The sequence below is a fragment of the Nonomuraea sp. NPDC048916 genome, assembly GCF_040649575.1.
In the GTDB taxonomy this organism is placed as follows: domain Bacteria; phylum Actinomycetota; class Actinomycetes; order Streptosporangiales; family Streptosporangiaceae; genus Nonomuraea.
The window spans coordinates 16,761-34,918 of record NZ_JBEZFS010000002.1 but is presented as its reverse complement, the minus strand read 5'-3'; the positions used below and the strand labels follow the sequence as shown (position 1 = coordinate 34,918).

19 protein-coding genes are annotated in these 18,158 nt (G+C 72.7%); 14 read left to right on the top strand and 5 right to left on the bottom strand.

The window, feature by feature from the left end; genetic code table 11:
• The first annotated feature begins 177 nt into the window (after positions 1-177).
• The 10 genes from AB0C16_RS01810 to AB0C16_RS01765 are packed head-to-tail and all read left to right on the top strand — an operon-like array spanning position 178 to position 9,513.
• On the top strand, positions 178-936 hold the full coding sequence (locus AB0C16_RS01810; RefSeq protein WP_357677814.1) for a hypothetical protein: 759 nt from the start codon (positions 178-180) through the stop codon (positions 934-936).
• Positions 933-2,525 carry an MFS transporter gene (locus AB0C16_RS01805; protein WP_357677811.1) on the top strand — a complete coding sequence of 531 codons (1,593 nt, stop codon included), beginning with the start codon at positions 933-935 and terminating at the stop codon, positions 2,523-2,525. Before AB0C16_RS01810 ends, AB0C16_RS01805 begins: the two co-directional genes overlap by 4 nt.
• An 11-nt stretch (positions 2,526-2,536) precedes the next feature.
• On the top strand, positions 2,537-2,743 hold the full coding sequence (locus AB0C16_RS01800) for a hypothetical protein (protein WP_357677809.1): 207 nt from the start codon (positions 2,537-2,539) through the stop codon (positions 2,741-2,743).
• A gap of 32 nt (positions 2,744-2,775) precedes the next feature.
• Entirely contained in the window at positions 2,776-2,973 is a 198-nt protein-coding gene (locus tag AB0C16_RS01795) for a hypothetical protein (RefSeq protein WP_357677806.1), read from the top strand.
• A gap of 50 nt (positions 2,974-3,023) precedes the next feature.
• Positions 3,024-3,437 carry a hypothetical protein gene (locus AB0C16_RS01790; RefSeq protein ID WP_357677803.1) on the top strand — a complete coding sequence of 138 codons (414 nt, stop codon included), beginning with the start codon at positions 3,024-3,026 and terminating at the stop codon, positions 3,435-3,437.
• Entirely contained in the window at positions 3,434-4,162 is a 729-nt protein-coding gene (locus AB0C16_RS01785; protein WP_357677801.1) for a hypothetical protein, read from the top strand. The genes AB0C16_RS01790 and AB0C16_RS01785 overlap by 4 nt, the downstream gene beginning before the upstream one ends.
• Complete coding sequence (locus AB0C16_RS01780) at positions 4,159-5,364, top strand: FAD-dependent oxidoreductase (protein WP_357677799.1); 1,206 nt, start codon at positions 4,159-4,161, stop codon at positions 5,362-5,364. The genes AB0C16_RS01785 and AB0C16_RS01780 overlap by 4 nt, the downstream gene beginning before the upstream one ends.
• Before the next feature lies 1 nt (position 5,365).
• On the top strand, positions 5,366-6,166 hold the full coding sequence (locus tag AB0C16_RS01775) for an aspartate/glutamate racemase family protein (protein ID WP_357677796.1): 801 nt from the start codon (positions 5,366-5,368) through the stop codon (positions 6,164-6,166).
• Positions 6,167-6,169: 3 nt separating this feature from the next.
• The gene (gene hemB, locus AB0C16_RS01770) at positions 6,170-7,147 is read left to right on the top strand and encodes a porphobilinogen synthase (RefSeq protein ID WP_357677794.1); all 978 of its coding nucleotides are present in this window, start codon (positions 6,170-6,172) and stop codon (positions 7,145-7,147) included.
• Positions 7,148-7,179: 32 nt separating this feature from the next.
• Positions 7,180-9,513: a hypothetical protein gene (locus AB0C16_RS01765; protein ID WP_357677791.1), complete on the top strand. Its 2,334-nt coding sequence runs from the start codon at positions 7,180-7,182 to the stop codon at positions 9,511-9,513.
• Positions 9,514-9,762: 249 nt separating this feature from the next.
• Here AB0C16_RS01765 and AB0C16_RS01760 read toward each other — a convergent pair whose 3' ends face one another.
• Complete coding sequence (locus tag AB0C16_RS01760; RefSeq protein WP_357677788.1) at positions 9,763-11,685, bottom strand: Xaa-Pro dipeptidyl-peptidase; 1,923 nt, start codon at positions 11,683-11,685, stop codon at positions 9,763-9,765.
• A gap of 139 nt (positions 11,686-11,824) precedes the next feature.
• On the opposite strand from AB0C16_RS01760, the gene AB0C16_RS01755 reads away from it, so the two are divergent.
• A complete protein-coding gene (locus AB0C16_RS01755; RefSeq protein WP_357677785.1) occupies positions 11,825-12,391 on the top strand; it encodes a helix-turn-helix domain-containing protein in 567 nt (188 codons plus the stop codon).
• A gap of 102 nt (positions 12,392-12,493) precedes the next feature.
• Here the strand turns inward: AB0C16_RS01755 and AB0C16_RS01750 are convergent, their stop codons facing one another.
• On the bottom strand, positions 12,494-13,228 hold the full coding sequence (locus AB0C16_RS01750) for a hypothetical protein (RefSeq protein ID WP_357677783.1): 735 nt from the start codon (positions 13,226-13,228) through the stop codon (positions 12,494-12,496).
• A 56-nt stretch (positions 13,229-13,284) separates the two neighbouring features.
• Complete coding sequence (locus AB0C16_RS01745) at positions 13,285-13,920, bottom strand: class I SAM-dependent methyltransferase (protein ID WP_357677780.1); 636 nt, start codon at positions 13,918-13,920, stop codon at positions 13,285-13,287.
• A gap of 108 nt (positions 13,921-14,028) precedes the next feature.
• On the opposite strand from AB0C16_RS01745, the gene AB0C16_RS01740 reads away from it, so the two are divergent.
• The gene (locus AB0C16_RS01740) at positions 14,029-15,444 is read left to right on the top strand and encodes an MFS transporter (RefSeq protein WP_357677778.1); all 1,416 of its coding nucleotides are present in this window, start codon (positions 14,029-14,031) and stop codon (positions 15,442-15,444) included.
• Positions 15,445-15,449: 5 nt separating this feature from the next.
• Here AB0C16_RS01740 and AB0C16_RS01735 read toward each other — a convergent pair whose 3' ends face one another.
• Positions 15,450-16,001 (bottom strand): nuclear transport factor 2 family protein, encoded by a 552-nt coding sequence (locus AB0C16_RS01735; RefSeq protein ID WP_357677776.1) that lies wholly within the window; start codon positions 15,999-16,001, stop codon positions 15,450-15,452.
• 467 nt (positions 16,002-16,468) lie between these two features.
• Here AB0C16_RS01735 and AB0C16_RS01730 point away from each other — a divergent pair, with 467 nt between their 5' ends.
• Positions 16,469-16,663 carry a hypothetical protein gene (locus AB0C16_RS01730; protein WP_357677774.1) on the top strand — a complete coding sequence of 65 codons (195 nt, stop codon included), beginning with the start codon at positions 16,469-16,471 and terminating at the stop codon, positions 16,661-16,663.
• Positions 16,664-16,960: 297 nt separating this feature from the next.
• Positions 16,961-17,257 (top strand): hypothetical protein, encoded by a 297-nt coding sequence (locus AB0C16_RS01725; RefSeq protein WP_357677772.1) that lies wholly within the window; start codon positions 16,961-16,963, stop codon positions 17,255-17,257.
• A 181-nt stretch (positions 17,258-17,438) separates the two neighbouring features.
• Here the strand turns inward: AB0C16_RS01725 and AB0C16_RS01720 are convergent, their stop codons facing one another.
• Positions 17,439-18,125, bottom strand: a complete 687-nt coding sequence (locus AB0C16_RS01720) for a putative N-acetylmannosamine-6-phosphate 2-epimerase (RefSeq protein WP_357677770.1) — start codon at positions 18,123-18,125, stop codon at positions 17,439-17,441.
• Positions 18,126-18,158: the final 33 nt, after the last annotated feature.

The window sequence follows — 18,158 nt, the reverse complement described above, 5'->3', positions numbered from 1 at the left end:
TTTCGTCGCATGTCCCCCCGCAGATCGGCATTCCTCACCTCAAACCGATTCAAACTCAAATGATAAGTAGCAGTTGACATCACTTCCGGCGAAGTCCCACTATCGGACCGACAGTTGGTAACTGTGACTTGACGGCCGGACGGTTCTGGAGAGTCGCCGGCGAGGAGGTGGCCGGACGTGACCCTCGATCCCCAGAACGGTTCCTGGTTTGCCAGGCGGCCCAAGGCCGCTCCGGCGCAGGACCGGGTGATCCAACGCATCTGTTCCCGGGTGGTGCCCGAGACCAAGCAGGTGCACGTCGCCAACCTGCCGCTCGGCGGCGTGCAGGTCTGGGTCGACGGCAACGGCGAGCGGTGGGTGCTCTACCACCGCATGGCCCGCGAGCTGCGGCTCGCCGGCTGGCACACCGAGGTGGGCGAGGACCGCCTGATGGTGCTCGGCTGGAGCGCCGACTGCCTGACCCACCGGGCCCGGATGCTCGACGCCGCGCTGTCCGGGCGGCTGGCCGACTACGAGCACACGGCCCGTACGGCCGTCGCGATCGGCACCCGGCTGCGCGACGAGAAGTACCCCGACGACCGCATCGCGGACGAGGTCCAGGACCGCCTCGGCAGGCAGCTGCGCTGGCCGGGCCGGCTGGCCGAGCTCGACGGCCTGGAGCGCACCGCGTCGCTGGAGCCGCTGAGGCTCAGGCTGGCGCAGGTGGCCGGGCTCGAGGCCAAGGTGAGCCGCCGCTGCGCGGAGCACCTGACGCTGGCCTCGCAGATCGTCAGGACCATGGTCGGCGGCAAGGCCCAGCCGTGGTCCCGCGCGCCCGGCCACTCCGTGGGGCTGACGGAGCGGATGGTCGCCGCGAGCGTGCCCAACTGCCCCGAGATCCCGCGCCCTGAGCCCGTCACCGTCGCGCCCAGGGACCTCGCGGAGACGCCGCGATGACGCTGACCTCCGTTCGCGAGCATGTCGCCGGACCCGCCTTCGAGCCCGTGGCACGGCCACGGCTCCGGGTCCGGGGGCGCTTCGCCATACTGCGCCTGATCGCCTCCGGAGTGGTGATCGCGATCATGGCCGACAGCACGGCGACGATGCTGGCGATCCCCGTGCTGAGCCGCGACCCGATCGCGGCCGCCCTGCCGATGGCCGAGATCACCTGGGTCAGCACGGTCAACTTCGCCGCGGTCGCCGCTCTGCTGGCCACCGCGGGTCGCTTCGCCGACCTGCTGGGCAGGCGCAACGTGCTCGCCCTGGGTCTGGCTCTCTACGGCCTCGGCGCGGCGGCGGTCATCGCCACCACGTCCTGGCCCCTGTTGCTCGGCGGGCGGGCCGCGCAGGGCATCGGCGCCGCGCTGATGTTCCCCGCCTCCCTCGCCCTGCTGCTCGGCGAGCTGCCCGCGAACCGCCGCGCGGGCGCCATCGCCCTGTGGAGCGCCTCGTCGGGCATCGGCGCGCTCGCCCTGCAGGGAGCCGGCGGGTTGCTCGTGGAGTCGTACGGCTGGCGCGGGCTGTTCCTGCCCAGTGCCGGACTGGCGGCCGCGCTGCTGATGCTGACCCCCGCGCTGCCCCGCTCACGCGCCATGGTGCGCCGCGTGCCCGATGTGCTGGGCACGGTGCTACTGGTCGGGGCTATCGCCGCGGCCGTGCTCGCCATGTCGCAGGGCGGCGTGTGGGGATGGACCTCCGCGCGGACACTCGGCTGCGCGGCGGCAGCCGGGGTGCTGCTGGCAGGGGCCGTCACGACGTCATGGCGCCACGCGGCCGGCGCCATCGACATGCGGCTGTGGCGGCGCCCCGGCTTCCTGTGGGCCGGTGGAGCGTCCCTGCTGTACGGCGCGGCCTCGTTCGTCGTGCTGGCCATGGGACCGCTGTACCTGAAGTCGTCCGGCTTCGACCTCGTCAGCATCGGGCTGTGGCTGGCCCCGGTGTCGATCGCGATGATCGTGTCGAGCCCGCTGGCCATGCTGGCCGGCCGCCGCATCGGCCTCAACGCGGTCATCTACGCCGGAGCCCTCGCGCTCGGCGGCGGCTGCGCCCTCATGCTGGCCTATCCCCAGCCCAACGCGTGGAGCCTGATCGCCGCGCTGATGCTGGGCAGCGGCTTCGGCGCCCTGTCCACCGGCACGTTCGCGGTCGGCACCATGGCCGCCCACCCGACCCAGTACGCCTCCGCGGTCGGCGCCATCAACACCGCCCGCATGCTCGGCGGGGCGATCGGCGTGGCGGGCGCCTCGGCGCTGGTCGACCAGCCGGTGCTGGACGGGCCGATGCCGGGCTTCGCCTCGGTGCTGGTGGCCTGCATGGCCGTGGCCGTGCTGCTCGGCACCGCGGCCGTGGTCCGCGTGGCCGGGACACCGCGCCGCCGGCCCGCGCGGATGTCCAGGCGCGAGGCGGAGCAGGAGCTCATCATGCTGCGCCGGCTCCTCGCCGAGCTCCGCGACAGTTTCGTCCAGGTACGCGACGAGGCCGAGGAGGAACTGGCCCGCTTCGGCGCCCGCGAACCTTTCACCTATAGAGCCGTCAACCAGCGCTGACAGGAGTGGCCATGATCGCCGACGACATCCGCAGGCCGTACCAGCATCCCTACGCCGTCACCGCACGCGGCGAGAGGCCGGCATCACCCACCACTTCGAGCGACGACCACCCGAGGACCGCCGCCGCCGAGCGCACCGTGCACCGGCTGCACCACATCAGGCAGGTGTCCGACCAGGCCATCAGCGTGATCGACCAGGTGCTCGAGCAGGCGTCTTGACCACCCCCCGAACCCCCCGCAGGAGGAACCCCATGGTCACCATCAAGGTCGAATGCCCGGCAAGCGTGAACACCGATCGTCAACGGGAATTCGCCGACACCGTGATAGGGGCCGCAGTGGACCTGCTCGGCGTCGAACGCACGGGGGTGCGGCTCGACCTCACCGACGAGGACGAGAAGCGGGCACGTCGCGAAGCGGCCTTCTGGGCCGCGGCCTGGTCGGGTTGCTGATGACCGCCGACCTCATCCCTCCTCCGGTCCTTGGGGGCAGGCGCCGGTACATGGGGATCGGCCCCGCTCCCGGTCCGCGCTGGGGGCGCGGCAGGATCACCACGGTCCCCGGCCCGCGCAACGGGCACGCGGCCGTCCCCACCGTCCCCGGCCCGCGCAACGGGCACGACACGATCACGGCCGCTCCCGCGCCGAGGGTGTCGCCGCCCGTCGTGACGGCGCTGCGGCGCAAGGCGGAGGCCGTGGCCGACGCCGAGCTGGGCCGCCTCGCCTCCCGAGCGCCCGGACTGGACGACTCCGCGCGCGACGAGGTCAGGAACACCGTCCAGCGCGTGGTCGAAGCGTTCCTGGACGGGCCTATCACGCGCGTCACCCGCAACGCGGACTCCCCGCTGGGCGACCGCTACGCCGACGCGCTGCGCACGTTGTTCGCACTCGAAGGTCAGGCCGGGGGGACGGCATGAGGAGAGGCAGAGTGGGCGTGATCGTGCCGCCCGCGAACCCGGCGGCGGAGCCCGAGCTGGCACGCCTGCTCGGATCCCGCGCGGACATGCACGTCACCCGCTTCCCCGTACGCCCGGGTCTGGGGCTGGCCGAGCGGCTGGAGAGCTACAACGAGGCGCTCCCCGCGATGATCTGCTCCTTCGGCAACCTCCCGCTCGACGCGATCGTCATGCTGTGCAGCGGCTCCCGCTACCTGCTCGGCCCCGACGAGGACCGGTTCCGCTGCGACGAGCTGAGCAGGAGGTTCGGGATCCCGTTCGCCTCGGCGACGATGGCCACGCTGGAGGCCATCGAGCACATGGGCGCCGAGGAGCTCATCCTCGTCTCGCCCTACCAGCCGTGGCTGACCGAGCTCGCGGAGAGGTTCTGGAAGTCGGCGGGCGTGAACGTCACCCGCGTGGTGCCGGTACGGGCGCAGGGCATGTTCTCGCCCTACTCCGTCACCCCGGCGGAGCTCGTCGAGCAGGTCGGCCAGGCCTGCCTGCCGCACGACGCCGTGGTGCTGATCACCGGCACCGGAATGCTCACGCTGCCCACGCTGGTGTCCATCGGCGCCGGCAACGACCGGATCCTGCTCACCTCCAACCTGTGCAGCGCGTGGTGGGCGCTGTCCAGGGCGACGGGCATGCCGATCAGGCTGGGCCGGGTGCCGCACCGCCCGGCCGCGCAGGGACAGCGGTCATGAACGGCGTGGTCGTGGTCGGCGCGGGCCCCGTCGGGCTGGCCGCGGCTCTCACCCTGGCCAGGGCGGACGTGCCGGTCACCGTGCTGGAGCGCGAGCCCGGCCTGGCCTCCCAGTCGCGTGCCTCCACCTTCCACCCGGCCACGCTGGACCTGCTCGACGACATCGGCGTCACCGAGCAGCTCATCCCCCGCGGCCGGATCGTGGAACGGGTCCAGTGGCGCGACCGGGCGGGCGGCGTGCTGGCCGAGATGCGGATGGGCAGCCTGGACGGGCTGACCCGGCACCCGTTCCGGCTGCACGCCGAGCAGTCGTCGCTCACCCCGCTGCTGCTGTCGGCGCTGTCCGCCTACCCGGAGGCGGACGTGCGGTTCGGCACGCACGTGGACGGGGTCGCCGAGGGCGGCACCGGTGTCCGGATCCGCATCGGTCACACCTGGACCCGGGCCAAGTACGTGATCGCCGCGGACGGGGCGCACAGCACCGTGCGCAGGTCGCTCGGCCTGCCGTTCCCCCGGTCCAGCTACCCCACCCAGGCGCTGCGCGTCTTCACCGACTCGCCGCTCGACCAGTTGCTGCCCCGCCTGGCGCCGCTCACGTACGTGCGCGACGTCGGCCAGTCCTGCAGCCTGCTGGCGCTGCCCGACCACTGGCGGATCATCGTCAGGATCCCGTGCGACGCCCGCGACCCGCTGTCCGCCTCAAACGTCTCCGAGTTGGTACGCCGCGCCCTGCCCGGGGTCCGCCCGCCGGTGCGCGTCATCGGCGCCGACAGGTACGGGCTGGCCCGCGGGGTGCTGTCCTCCTACCGATGCGGTCGCGTGCTGTTCGCCGGCGACGCGGCACACCTCACCTCCACGGCCGGCGGGCTCAACATGAACGCCGGCATCCACGACGCCGTAGACCTCGGTCACGTGCTCGCCAACGTGCTCGGCGGCCTCGCCGGCACCGACGCGCTCGACGCCTGGGCCTGGCGGCGGCGGGCCGTACTCCTCGAACGGGTGATCCCGCGCAGCGAGGCGCGCGTCGCCGGCGTGCAGGACCGCAACAGCTCCAGACTGGCGGCGGCGATGGCCGGGCTGCGCGCCATCGCCGGCGATCCGGAGGCCACCCGCGTGTACCTGGCGCAGGCCTCGATGCTCGACACCGTCCCTCATTCGGTAAGCCCTCATTCGGTAAGCCCTCACCCGGTAAGGCACAGCTGACATGCGCATCTGGTTCCAGAAACACACCGTCGAAGGCCGTTCGGCACTTCTGGACAAGTTGTACGCCGAGCACCTGGCCATGGTCACCTCCCCCGGCACCACCGTGGAGATCCACACGCTCCCGCCGGAGACGTACGGCACCGCGTTACCCGAGCATCTGGTCGGCTACGGGCAGCTCGGGCTGCTCTTCGGCCACTATTTCGCGCAGACGGCCGTGGCCGCCGAGCGTGAGGGCTGCACCGCGTGGATCAGCGGCGCCGGGCAGGACCCGGGCCTGGCGGTGGCCCGCTCGCGGGTCTCGATCCCCGTCGTCGGCTACGGCGACGCGGTGTGGCAGGCCGCCAGGATGGAGCGCCACCGGCTGGGCGTGATCGGCTTCATCCCCGCCCTGACCGAGCCCATCACCGAGAACATCCGCGCGGCGGGCGCCGAGCTGGCCTCCTATCAGGTCGTCGAGGACGGAACGACGCTGGTCGAACGCGCGTTGGCACACGATTTCGGGCCACTCGTGGACGCCTACTCCGAGGCCGCGCGGCGGGCGGCCGAGGCGGGAGCGCAGTGGCTGGTGCCCGCCGAGGGCATCCCGAACGTGATCCTGGTCCACCTGCGTATCCACGAGTTGCACGGCCTGCCGGTGATCGATCCCGGCGGCCTGGCGATCAAGACCGCCGAGCACCTGTGCGGATTGCGGGCGCTGAACATCACGGCGCGCAGCAGCGCCGGCTACTGGTTCCGGCTGCCGCCCGCAGCCGCTGTCGAGCATGCCGAGCGAGTCCTGCTCGGCAAGGTGATCGGAGGCTGAATCGTGAGTTATCCCGCAGATCGACCTCGCCGCCTGCGGCGTACCAACGCCCTGCGCGGCCTGGTCGCGGAGACCCGCCTGCATCCGGCCGACCTGGTGCAGCCGCTGTTCGTTCGCGAGGGCCTGGACGAGCCGCGGCCGATCGCCTGCATGCCCGGCCAGGTCCAGCACACCCGCGACAGCGTGCGCAAGGCCGCCGCGGCCGCCGCGCGGGCCGGCGTCGGAGGGCTGCTGATCTTCGGCATCCCCGAGTCCAAGGACCGCGACGGGCGCGGCGCCTGGGACGAGCACGGCATCACGCAGCTGGCCATCGCCGACATCGCCGCCGAAGTGGGCGACGAGACGGTGGTGATCAGCGACGTCAACCTGGACGAATACACCGAACACGGGCACGTCGGCGTGCTCGACGCCGGCGGCGACGTGGACAACGACGCCACGCTGGACGCCTACGCCGCCGTCGCGGTCGCCCAGGCCACGGCCGGCGCCCACATGGTCGCGCCGAGCGGGATGATGGACGGCCAGGTCGCCGCCATCAGGGCCGCGCTCGACCGGTCCGGCCACCAGCGGGTGCCGATCCTGGCCTACGCCGCGAAGTACGACTCCGCCTTCTACGGCCCGTTCCGCGACGCCGTCGAGTCCCGCCTGGTCGGCACCCGCTCGACGCACCAGCAGGATCCCGCCAACCTGCGCGAGTCGCTGCGCGAGGTGCTGCTGGACGTGGAGGAGGGCGCCGACATGGTGATGGTCAAGCCGGCCGGGCTCTACCTCGACGTGGTGCGCAGGGTCGCCGACACGGTCAACGTGCCGGTGGTCGCCTACCAGGTCTCGGGCGAGTACGCGGCGATCGAGGCCGCCGCCGAGAACGGCTGGCTCAACCGCGACCGCGCGATCAGGGAGAGCCTCATCGCGATCCGCCGGGCCGGGGCGGGCAGCGTGGTGACCTACTGGGCCACCGAGATCGCCGAGCAGCTGCCGGGCTGACTCGCGAGCAGCAGGGAGGAGATGGGACCCGGATGTGGCGAACCCTGTCGGAGGACGCCCGCGAGGCCGTTCGCGAGCTGTGCGACGGCTACGGGCCCCATCTCTACGACTACTGCCGGACGGAGCTCGCCTCGAGCGACGCCGAGCTGGCCGTCGCGGGCGCGCTGCTGTCGGCGCACGCCCGCGCCGACCGGGTCGAACAGTCCTCCCTGCTGCGCCCCTGGCTGTACGCGCTGGCCCGCGCGCACCGCGCGTACATCGCCACCCCCACCAGCGTCGGCTCGTGGTCGCGGCCGGGCAGGATGTCGGACCTGCTGCCCGAGGCCCTGCGCGCCCTCGACCCGCCGCACAGGGAGCTCCTCGACCTGTCCGTACGGCACGGCCTGACGAGCGCGGAGATCGCCGTGATCTTCGACGTGGGGCCGGACGAGGTCGAGACCATCGTGCTGGAGGCGGCCGACGGGCTGGAGGAATGGTTCGCCGCCGTCATCGCCGCGAGGACCCGCCATGGGTGCCCGGCGTTGGAGTCCCGGGTGACGGACTGGGCCTCCACGCCGGGCAGGCGGACCCGCGCGCGGATCAGCCGCCACATCGCCCGCTGCGCGGACTGCCGGCAGGCGCCGCGCACCATGGTGGCGGACACGCTGCTGCGGCAGATGCCGATCGCGCCCGCGCCGAGCACGCTCGGCGAGCAGCTGGCCTGGGCGCTGCCGCTGCCCGGCGAGGCCGGGTTGTGGCGGGACGACGGCTTCCCGATGCAGGTGCACGGGCTGACGGAACCCACGCCGCCGCCGATCTCCTCGGTCCCCGGCCCCACGACGGGGACCAGGGGGAGTTCCGGGCCGGTGGCGGGCGCGGCCGCCGCCGGCCCGGAGCACACCGACGACCTGGCCGCGCACCGCACCACCAGCCGGCACGCCCGGCCGGGCCCGCCCGACCAGGGGCGGACCTCTGACGAGGACGCCCTGACCACGACCGGCCCGGCCCCGGAGGCGGCCCGGGCCGCCCGGGCCCGCGCCTCGGGCCCCATCCTGGCCGCCCCCGTCTATCTTCCCGACGAGCTCGACGAACTCGCCGAGCCCGCCCACCCCCTCGACTCCGCCGACCCCGTCCACGCCGCCACCTCCGGCCCGGAGACCGCGGCCCGAACGGGCACCGGAGCCGCGAACGGCGCCGTCCTTCCGGCTCCCGCCGTGCCCGGCCCTGACTGGGCCATCGTCCGTCGCGCCCGCGGAGGCGTGCCGTACCGGAACCTTCCAGCGGCGTCCGCTCACGACCGGAGCACCAGCGGCCCGGCCGGTCTTGAGAGGGACCCCTCACGCCGGGCCGAAGGTGGCCCGCCATGGGAGCACGATGCGGACGATGGCCCACAGGGGGAGGTCGTTCACGACCGGCCGCCGGCTCTCGGCGCCGGCGGCGAGCCGGTCTGGGCGCGCGGCGGGGACGGCGTGCCGCCGTGGGACGGCGGGAGCGAGAGCGGTCCGGCCTGGGTGTCCGGCGGGCAGGTGGTGGAGCTGCGGGTCGGCCGGGACGAGTTCTGGCAGAACCGCCCGGACGAAGCCGACCCCGAGCCGGCGATCACGATCAGGACCGTGGCCCGGGTCGGGCTGCTCGTCGGCGTCGGCATCCTGGTCGCGGGCCTGGCCTGGTCGGGGCTCAACGCCCGCCAGCGGATGACCATGATCTCCGAGATGTCCGCGCCCGGTCCGGTGGTCACGCCCGCGCCCGGCGGCCGTCCCTCGCCCGAGGCGGCGGTGCCCGTGCCCCCGCCCAATGACGCCGCCACGACGTCCGCGGCCAGCCCCGGCGCGAGCCCCGCGGAGAGCGCCGCCGTGGGCCCGACCGTGGCCGGCACCATGAGCCCGGCCGAGCCGGCCGAGCCGGCCGGGGAGCGCGCGACGGGCACGTCACGGCCGAGGGAGACCGCGACCTCCCGCAGGTCACCGGTGAGGCAGGCGGTCCTGCCCGGGCCGAAGGCGCCGGTGGCGTCCCTGTCGCCTTCCACGATCAGCCTCGACACCCGGCGCACCGGTTCGTTCTCGCTCGCCTGCAGGGGCGGGACCTGCCGCATCACGTCGGTCACGGGCTCGCGCGGCATCGCCGTCTCGGGCAGGTCGTTCAGGGTGAAGGCGCCCGCCTCCCGCCCGGACTGCCCCGGCCCGGCGGCCACCGGGTCCGGCACGATCACCGTCCGCTGGCAGGGCACCGCGCGGGGCGACGGCCGCACGACCGCGGGCACGACCACCGGCGGCGGCACGCTCAAGCTCCGCGTGACGTGGAAGGTGCCCAGGGACCCGGGTCCGTACGTGCAGGACGGCGAGGGCGGCGAGGGCGGCGGGACCTGGACCAACTGCAGCTGGTACTAGCGAGGGAGGGACGTGAGACCGGCATCCGGGCGGCTCGTCATGGCAGCCCACCCACAGTGGCAAGACCCCCAAGGGGTGGTCGTCCCCCGCCGGCCTCCAAGGTGACCGTCACCTGGATCTCCAGGTGACGGTCACCTGAACGGTACGTCGTGAGCCAACGGTCACGGTGGGACCGGGACAGGACCGCCGGGTGGTGGTCGGCGTGGCAACCACCCGGCGGTCCGGCACGCGCTCCGCCGGAGGGATCCGCTAGAAGAAGCTGAACTCCGGCTCCGGCTCCGGCAGCATCAGCCGCTCGGGACCACGGAACGTGCCCTGGTCCTTCGGCACGTCCACCAGCGCTGTGCCCAGCACGAACGGCACCGAGACGCTGCTCCGGGCGAGGTCGAGCGTGACGTTCGCGCCGGTGCCCGTCTCGCCGGTGTAGGTCCCGTCGGTGCCCGCGATCACGAGGGCGAGGCGGTGCCCCTTGGCGAAGGTGTAGTCGTGCGGCAGCGTCTGCCACCTGACCGTGCCGTACGTCCCGACCGGCAGCGGCGCGGGCTCGCTGAGCGAGGTGCGGTTGCGCACGTCGATCCAGCCGCGGGCGACGATCTCGGCCGGCCGGTTGGCCACGTTGGTGACGACCTTGCGGTAGCAGGCGTCGTCGGCGGCCGTGCTCTCGCCGTGGCAGTCCTCCTCGGCGATGGTGGTGATGCCCTGGCCGCGCCGCCAGTCCACGCGGGTGGCGTCACCGAAGTCGACGAGCAGGGCGGTCAGATTGGCGGTGGGCTGGTCCAGCTTGACCCTCAGGTCCGCCGTGGGCGTGCCGGACAGGCGCAGGCTGACCGGGAGCGGTCCGGTGGTGAACGCCACGCGGCCCGGGTTGGGCGTGCCCACGTCGGCGATCATGCCCGACTCCGACATCCGCACGTCCGCGAACGACGCGGTCTCGCCCCTGCCGGCCGGCTTCAGCCCGAGCGAGCCGTCGGCGGCCGGGCGGAGCTGGAGCTTGGCCGCGAACGGCGCCGGCCAGTCGTGCTGCCTGATCCACTGTGTCGGGCCCACCTGCACGTCGGCGCGGGGCTCGGACATGATGCCGTTGCGCACGCCGTGCAGCCAGTGGTCGAACCAGCGGTGCAGCGTGTCGACCCACAGGTCCCTGCGGCCCTCGAAGTCGAACGGATCCACGTGCTGGTACTGGCCGACCCAGATCTTGCGCGGCACGTTCCGCTTGGCCAGCGCCTGCCACCAGGTGGAGAAGTTGTCCGGCTTGACGTTCAGGTCGTTGCTCGTGTGGGCCACGAAGACGCTGGCCCTGACCTTCGAGACGTCGCCCAGCAGCCCGGAGATGTAGTCACGCTCGGCCCAGAAGGCGTTGTAGTCGCCCGTGTCGTCGCCGTCCTCGGCGTCCATGCGGTCGCGTACGGCCTGGCACTTGGCCTCGGGGTCGGTGTCGATGTAGTTGGCCAGCCAGGAGGCGTAGTCGTAGTTGTAGATCACGCCGTTGGAGCGCTGGTACTTGTACCAGGAGCTGATCGCCGAGATGGGCACGATCGTCTCCAGCCCCTGCACGCCGGTGGCGGCGACGGCGTTGGCGAGCGTGCCGTCGTAGGACTTGCCGATCATCGCGGCCTTGCCGGTGGTCCAGTCGGCCACGGCCGGGCTGCCGTCGGCGCGGAACGCCGGGGCCCTGCCGTTCAGCCAGTCGATGACCGCCTTGCCGCCCAGCACGTCGGCCTTGCCGCCGATGTCCGGGCAGCCGTCGGACTTGGTGGTGCCGAGCATGTCGACGTTCAGGACGGCGTAGCCCCGGGGCACGAAAAAGTTGTCGTAGTACAAGGGAAATTTCGTGACATTCCCGGCGGCGTCGTAGACCTTCCGCTCCCCCTCGTTGCCACGTCCGGAGTTGTCGTAGTAGGGGCTCTCGTCGATGATCACCGGCACCTTGAGCCCGGGGCCGGACTCCTTGGGCCTGATGATGTCGACGCGCACCCGGTCGAGCCGGCCGTCGGCGTCGCTGTCGACGGTGGATTCGACGTAGACGTGCTCGCGGACGGCGTCCGCGTAGGAGAAGACCGGCTGCGTGCGGCCGTTCTCAATGGTGATGACAGGTCCCGTGGCCGCCTGGGCGGGGGTCGCCAGCGTCACGGTGAGGGCGACGGCGAAGAGGGCCGGGCGTAATTGTGGCACGCGTGTCCTCCGTGGCAGATGATCGCAAAGGTAACCGCAATCTCTCAGACGCACAGGAACCTGACAAGCATCACCGACCGGGCGACGGCGCCGGCCGTGGAGTTGGGGGGCCGGGGCGGTGCGCCGTTAGGCTCGGCGTATGGTGACCCGTCGTGCCGACGCCGAGCGCAACATCGCCGCGATCCTGGAGGCGGGCCGGCAGGTGCTGAGCGCCGATCCGGCCGCGAGCGTGGCTGAGATCGCCAAGGCCGCGGGGGTGGGCCGGGTGACGCTCTACGGCCACTTCCCGTCGCGCGAGTCGCTGGTCGAGGCCGTGCTGACCCACGCCGTGGAGCTCGCCGACGGCGTGCTCGAAGAGCTGAGGCTGGACGACGTGCCCGCCCCCGAGGCGCTGGACCGGCTGGTCGGCTCGTCCTGGGACGTGCTCGGCCAGCACAGCCGGCTGTTCGTGGCCGCCGACGCGACGCTGCCGGGCGAGCTCATCCGCGAGCACCACGCCGGGCCGCTGCGCCGCGTCGAGCGGCTGATCGCGCGGGGCCGCGACGAAGGCTCCTTCCGCACCGACCTCCCGCTGCCATGGCTGGTCAGCACGTTCCTCGCGGTGCTGCACACGGCCGCGGCCGAGGTCGAGGCGGGCCGCCTCGACCGGGCCGCCGCGGGCGAGACCCTCACCCGCACCCTGCGCTCCCTGCTCCGCGCCTCCTGACCGGCCACGCGGACTGCCGTGATCACGGGCCCGCGACCTGGCCGTGAGCTCACGACCGAGCTCACGACCGAGCTCACGGCCCGGCTGTGAGCTCGGCTCCGGTCAGCCCGGGAAAGCCAGCGTGTCCTTCTTCTCGTCCCTCTCGCCCCTCTCGTCCGCCGGCGGCTCGGGTTCGCGCCGCGCCCGCCCGGTCAGCCGCGACGCGGCCAGCGTGAGGAGCGCGCCACCGGCGGCGGCGATCACCAGTGCGTACACCGGGAATCCGGCCTGTCCGGGCGCCGAGGGAGGCGAGGGAACCGTGACGGCCACGGGGGGCTGCACCGCCGACGGGACGGCGGCGGGCGCGGTCTTCGCGGCTTCGACGGGCTGCGCCGTGCCGCGGGGGAACCCGGGCGGCCGGATGTCGCCCCAGTAGTCCTCGTTCGTGGCCGGCACCAGATCCGTGGACACGGGCCGCACCGCCAGGCCGCCCGGAACGGTGAGCGTGCCCACGTAGTACGGCTCGAACACACCCTGGATGCCGTCGACCCGCCACGACCCCTCGGGCACGACGATCGCGGTGACGTAGTGACCGGGCTCGGGCAGCGGGGTCCCGCGGAAGGTCAGCTTCTTCCCTCCGTCGCCGGTGAGCTGGAGTCCCGTCTCACCCAGATCGCCCTCGTAGGGGTGGTTGCCGTGCTGGAGCACCCAGAACCCCAGCGTGTACGTCGTGCCGGGGGCGAACCGCGCGGGCGTCGGGTCGAGATAGGTCACCGCCCAGTTCCCGGCGGCCGAGGCCGGGAGCGCCCCGGCCGCCAGCGCCGCCACCGTGACCAGGATGGTCAGGATCTTCTTCATCACGCACCTCCGGTGTTGGTACACCGGCCGGGCGAGCGGGGTTCCGGGGCGGGCGATCAGCGGCGGGCGCGGCCGAGGATGTGGGTCATGGACGGCGATCCGGGCATCGGGCGGAAGACGAAGCGGTCGTTCTCCTCGATCGCGAAGCCGGCGTCCCGGATGGCGGCCGTGGTGTCGCGGTTGGGGTGGCAGCCGCCGCACACCCGCCACCACAGCGGGGTGACGAGGTGCTCGAGGGTGGCCCGGACCCGGTTTCCGGAGCGTACGTGCTCGAAGAAGCGCAGCTCACCACCGGGCCGGAGCACCCTGCGCAGCTCGGCGAGCGCGGCGGCCTGGGACGGCACGGAGCACAGCACCAGCGAGAGCACGGCGGCGTCGAAGGCCGCGTCGTCGAACGGCAGCTCGGCCGCGTGCCCGGCCACGACCTGGACGGGCACCGGCGCGGAGCCGGCGGCTCGTTCGGCCAGGGCACGCAGGTGGTCCTCCGGCTCGACGGCGACGACCTCACGCACCCCCGTGGGGTAGTGGGGGAAGTTCAGGCCGTTGCCCGCCCCGACCTCCACCACGCGCCCCGACAGCCCGGACAACAGCCGGGCCCGGTGCCCGGCCATGCCGAACGCCTCCGCCTGGCCGCTCATCCGCGCGTACATGCGAGCGAAACGAGGGTGCTGGTACTTCGAGAGATCCCGCATACGGCCAGGCTAGATCGCGCGGCCGGGCGGCGCGCGGCCGACGGCTGGACATACCTGGGAGGGGTTTGTTATAACTCGAACACCATTGTACGAGTTATGGGAGACCTCATGCGAGCCTCACCCTTACTGGCACTGCTCTGCCTGGCCCAGTTCATGCTCATCGTCGACATCACCGTGGTGCAGGTCGCCCTGCCCGTCATCGGCACCGACCTGGCCCTCGACCGGGAGGCGCTCACCTGGGTGGTGACCACGTACACGCTCTGCTTCGGCGGCCTGATGGTGCTCGGCGGCCGGCTCGCCGACGCCGCCGGCGCCCGCCGCACCCTGTTCGCGGGCCTCGCGCTCTTCACGGCGGCGTCCCTGCTCGCCGGGCTGGCGGGCACCGGCGCCGCGCTGATCGCCGGTCGCGCCCTTCAGGGCGTCGGCGCGGCGCTCATGTCGCCGTCGGCGCTGGCCATCATCACCGCCTCCTTCCACGGCGAGCGCCGTAACCGGGCTCTGGCCGTGTGGGCCGCGATCGGCGGTTCGGGCGCGGCCGCCGGCGTGCTGCTCGGCGGGGTGCTCACCGCCGGCCCCGGCTGGGCCTGGGTGTTCTACGTCAACGTGCCGATCGGCCTGCTGGTGCTCGCCACCCTGCCCGCGGCCCTCTCGGCGGTCCAGCCCCACGACGGACCCCACGGCGAACGGCACGGCGAACGGCAGCGCGTGGACCTGCCGGGCGCGCTGGCCGTGACGCTGGCGACCGCGCTGCTCATCTACGGCCTGGTCGAGGCGGGCGACGCGGGATGGGGCGCGCCGGGCACGCTGTTCCCGCTCGCGGGCGCGGCCGCCGGGTACGTGGCGTTCGTGGTGATCGAACGCAGCGTGCGGGCGCCGCTGATGCGCGCCGAGACGCTGGCCCGGCGGCCGGTCGTCTCCGGGGCGTTCGTCATGCTGGTGGCGACCGGGACGATGCTGGGGCTGTTCTTCCTCAGCTCGCTCTACCTCCAGCACGTGCTGCGGTTCAGCGCGCTGGAGACGGGGCTGCTGTTCCTGCCCGTGGCCGTGGCCATCACGCTCGGCGCGCACCTCGGCGGGCGTCTCATCGGCAAGGTCGGCGGGCGGCCCGTCGCCGTGGCCGCCTTCGCGCTGACCGCGGCCGGGGCCGCGCTGATGACCCGGGTCTCCCCTGACGCGAGCGCCTACACCACGCTGCTGCCGGGGTTCGTGCTGGCCGCGTTCGGCATCGGCCCCGCGTTCGTCACGGCCACCGCCACGACGATGGCCAACGTGCCACACGGTGAGGCCGGGGTCGCGTCCGGTGTCGTCAACACCTTCCACGAGTTAGGTGGTTCGATCGGCGTCGCGGTGGTGTCGTCCGTGGCCGCCGCGAGCCTGGCCCCGGCCGCCACCGGCATCGACGGTTTCGTCATGGCTCTCACCGTCTGCGCCGTGGCCGCGGCCGGGGCGGCCCTGATCTCGCTCGTCCTCGTCCCATCGGGCAGGCCGTCAGGCGCGCTCGTCGGGCACGGTCATGGACACTGAGACCGTCAAGACGGGCTGTTGCTCATGTAGCGGTCGATCTTCCACTCGCCACCGGCCTTCTTGAGGATGAAGAACTCTCTGGTGGTCTCGCCGTCCTTCTCGCTGGTCGCGCGGACGAAGGCCCAGTCACCCGCGGCACCCGACTCTTCGATCTTGTTCGTGGCGGTGCTCTTCCCCTTCGCCATGTCCTTGTAGAGCTTGGTCAGCGCCTCCGTGCCCTGCGCGGTCTCCATGCCCTGGATCGCGGCGAGCCCGTCAGGGGTGTAGGCGGCGACGGCCTTGTCCGCGTCGCCGGCCTTGAGGGCCTCGAAGTACGCCTGCACGGCGGCCTTGGGCGAACCCTGCTCGGCGGGGCTCTCCGACGGCGCCGGGCTCATCTCGGAGCCGGTCGGCACCGGGCTCATCTCGGAGCCGGTCGGCATCGGGCTCGTGGTCTCGGTCGGCGGGCTGGCCTGGCCCATGGCGGTCGTACTGCCTCCGGCCGCGCACCCCGCCAGCAGGGCAGGAACGACGACGGCCGCCAGCAGGAGTGATTTGCGCTGGAAGTTCTGGTGCATGCCCGCTTGATGCCCAGGCGATCTCCGACCGAATGCCCACTTGTCCACTTCGGACGAGCCCTTTACGGAGCTAAGGGGCATCGAGGTCAGGCGCTAGAACTCGGTAACGATCTCCGCAGGTGGGTACACATGGCCGCTCTGGTGCCCCTTGGGCAGAACGCAACGCCGTTCGGAGTCGACGCTGCAGCAGCGCTCGGCATCCTCGCGTTGCGGCAGTGGTTCAGGTTCGACGCTCAACTTCGACTCGACATCAGGCACCCGGTGGACGTTACGTTGGCGCCACGAAGGAGGGGTCGCGATCTGGTCACGATCCGACCTCTGAACGATCTCACCATGCCCAGTGAAGCGAGACCGTGAGTAGGTTCCCCGGATTCTCACGGGGCGGAGGGCCGCCACGCCCGCCGGGACCGCGGGCTCGGGCAGGTTCGCCGGAATCACTCCAGAGGTCAGAGCCGGTAGACCGACACGTGTGCGCGGCCGTCGTCGCCGAACGGGTGCCGTCCCAGTCGGACCAGCGGTGCTCACGCTCCATTCCGGCCAGCCGGGTCTCGGGCGACCCGTCGATCCCCGCCACGGTCAGCCCGCGCGCCGCCAGTGGCAGCGCCAGGCGGCCGGTGCCGACGCCGAACCCCGGCACCGGGCCGTCGCCGGCCAACCGGTGAAGCCGTTCGACCGCACCCTCGGTGGGCAGTTCGCGCACCCGTCGTGTCATAGACGTCCGCGATGTTCCGCCCGTGGGCGGAAGGGTCGAACACCGGCATGCAGCCCCCGTTTCGCGAATTTCCGCAGTGAATGCCCGGGAGCGAAGTGACTAAACGAGCACGATGACTACAGAGAGTGACACGATCGCGGGTGCGCTCACCGCCCGAGTCGAGACGCCGTCAAACGCGGGCAAAGCGGTTTCCGCCATGGTTATCGGCTCCCACCTCGGGTAACAGCACCTCACTAAGGGGGAAATCATGATCAAAATGCTGCACAAGATGGGCGTCAAGTCCAACCACGCGTACCTCGCCGGAACGGCGTCGATCGGTCTCAGTGTCGCGTCGTGGCTGATGTCCAAGAAGAGCGAGCGCGGTGGCCTCGACCGGGCCGACCGCCTGGGGATCTTCATCGGCGAGTGGGCTCCCACGTTCTTCGCCCTGGGGGTGGCGCTGCGCATCGAGGAGACGCACCGCGACATCGAGAAGGAGTCGGAGGCCGAGGTGATCGAGCGCGCGTCCACCAAGGCCAAGCAGCCGACACACGCCGGGGTCTAGGCCCGCGGTCGCAGCGCACGACCCAGTTCCCGCGCGTGGGGCCGCAAGCTTTCGCCCGCGGCCCCACGCGCGTTCCGGGACAGGTCCTCGAATCCCGCCACCTGGTTCGGCCCACGCCTCCGGCGCGGCGCGGGCCCGGCGCGGCGAGTTCCGCCGGCGCCGGCCGCCAGGGCCGGCGGGGTTACCCGGCCGCTCGGGCGGCGGTGGGCGTGACCCCGGCCAGCCTGGCGGTGATGGCCACGGGGTCGGTGATGGCGGCGCCCACGACGACGGCCCAGGCGCCGGCCGCGAACGCCTGCCGTACCTGCTCCTCGGTCTGGTAGCGGCCCTTGGCGACGACCCGGACGCCGCGCGCGGCGAGCGCGCCCACCAGGTCGAGGTCCGGCTCGCCGGGGGTGGGCAGCTGGCGGGCGGTGTAGCCGGACAGCGTGGTGGCGACCACGTCGGCGCCGGCCGCCCAGGCCTTCAGGCCCTCCTCGACCGTGGAGACGTCGGCCATCACCGGCCGGTCGAGCTTGCGCCGCACCGCGGCCACCAGGTCGGCGCCCGACGGCGACTCGGCGCTCACGTCGATCGCGACGACGTCAGCTCCGGCCTCCACGAGCCCGGCGGCCAGGTGCAGGGTCGGCGTGATGAGGTTGCGGTGGGCGAAGGGCACCTCGTGCAGCCCGATGACCGGCAGGCCGGTGCGCTCTCTCACCGCCTGGACGTCCTCGGGCGAGCTGACCCGCAGCCCGGCGGCGCCGCCGAGCTCGGCGCACTCGGCGAGCCTGGCCACGATCTCGGTGTCGCGCAGCGGGTGGTGCTCCGGCGCCTGACATGACACGACGAGCCCGCCGCTCATCCTGTCGAGCTGGGACACGTTCACGCGCCAACGCCCAGGTATACCAATCGTTGGACT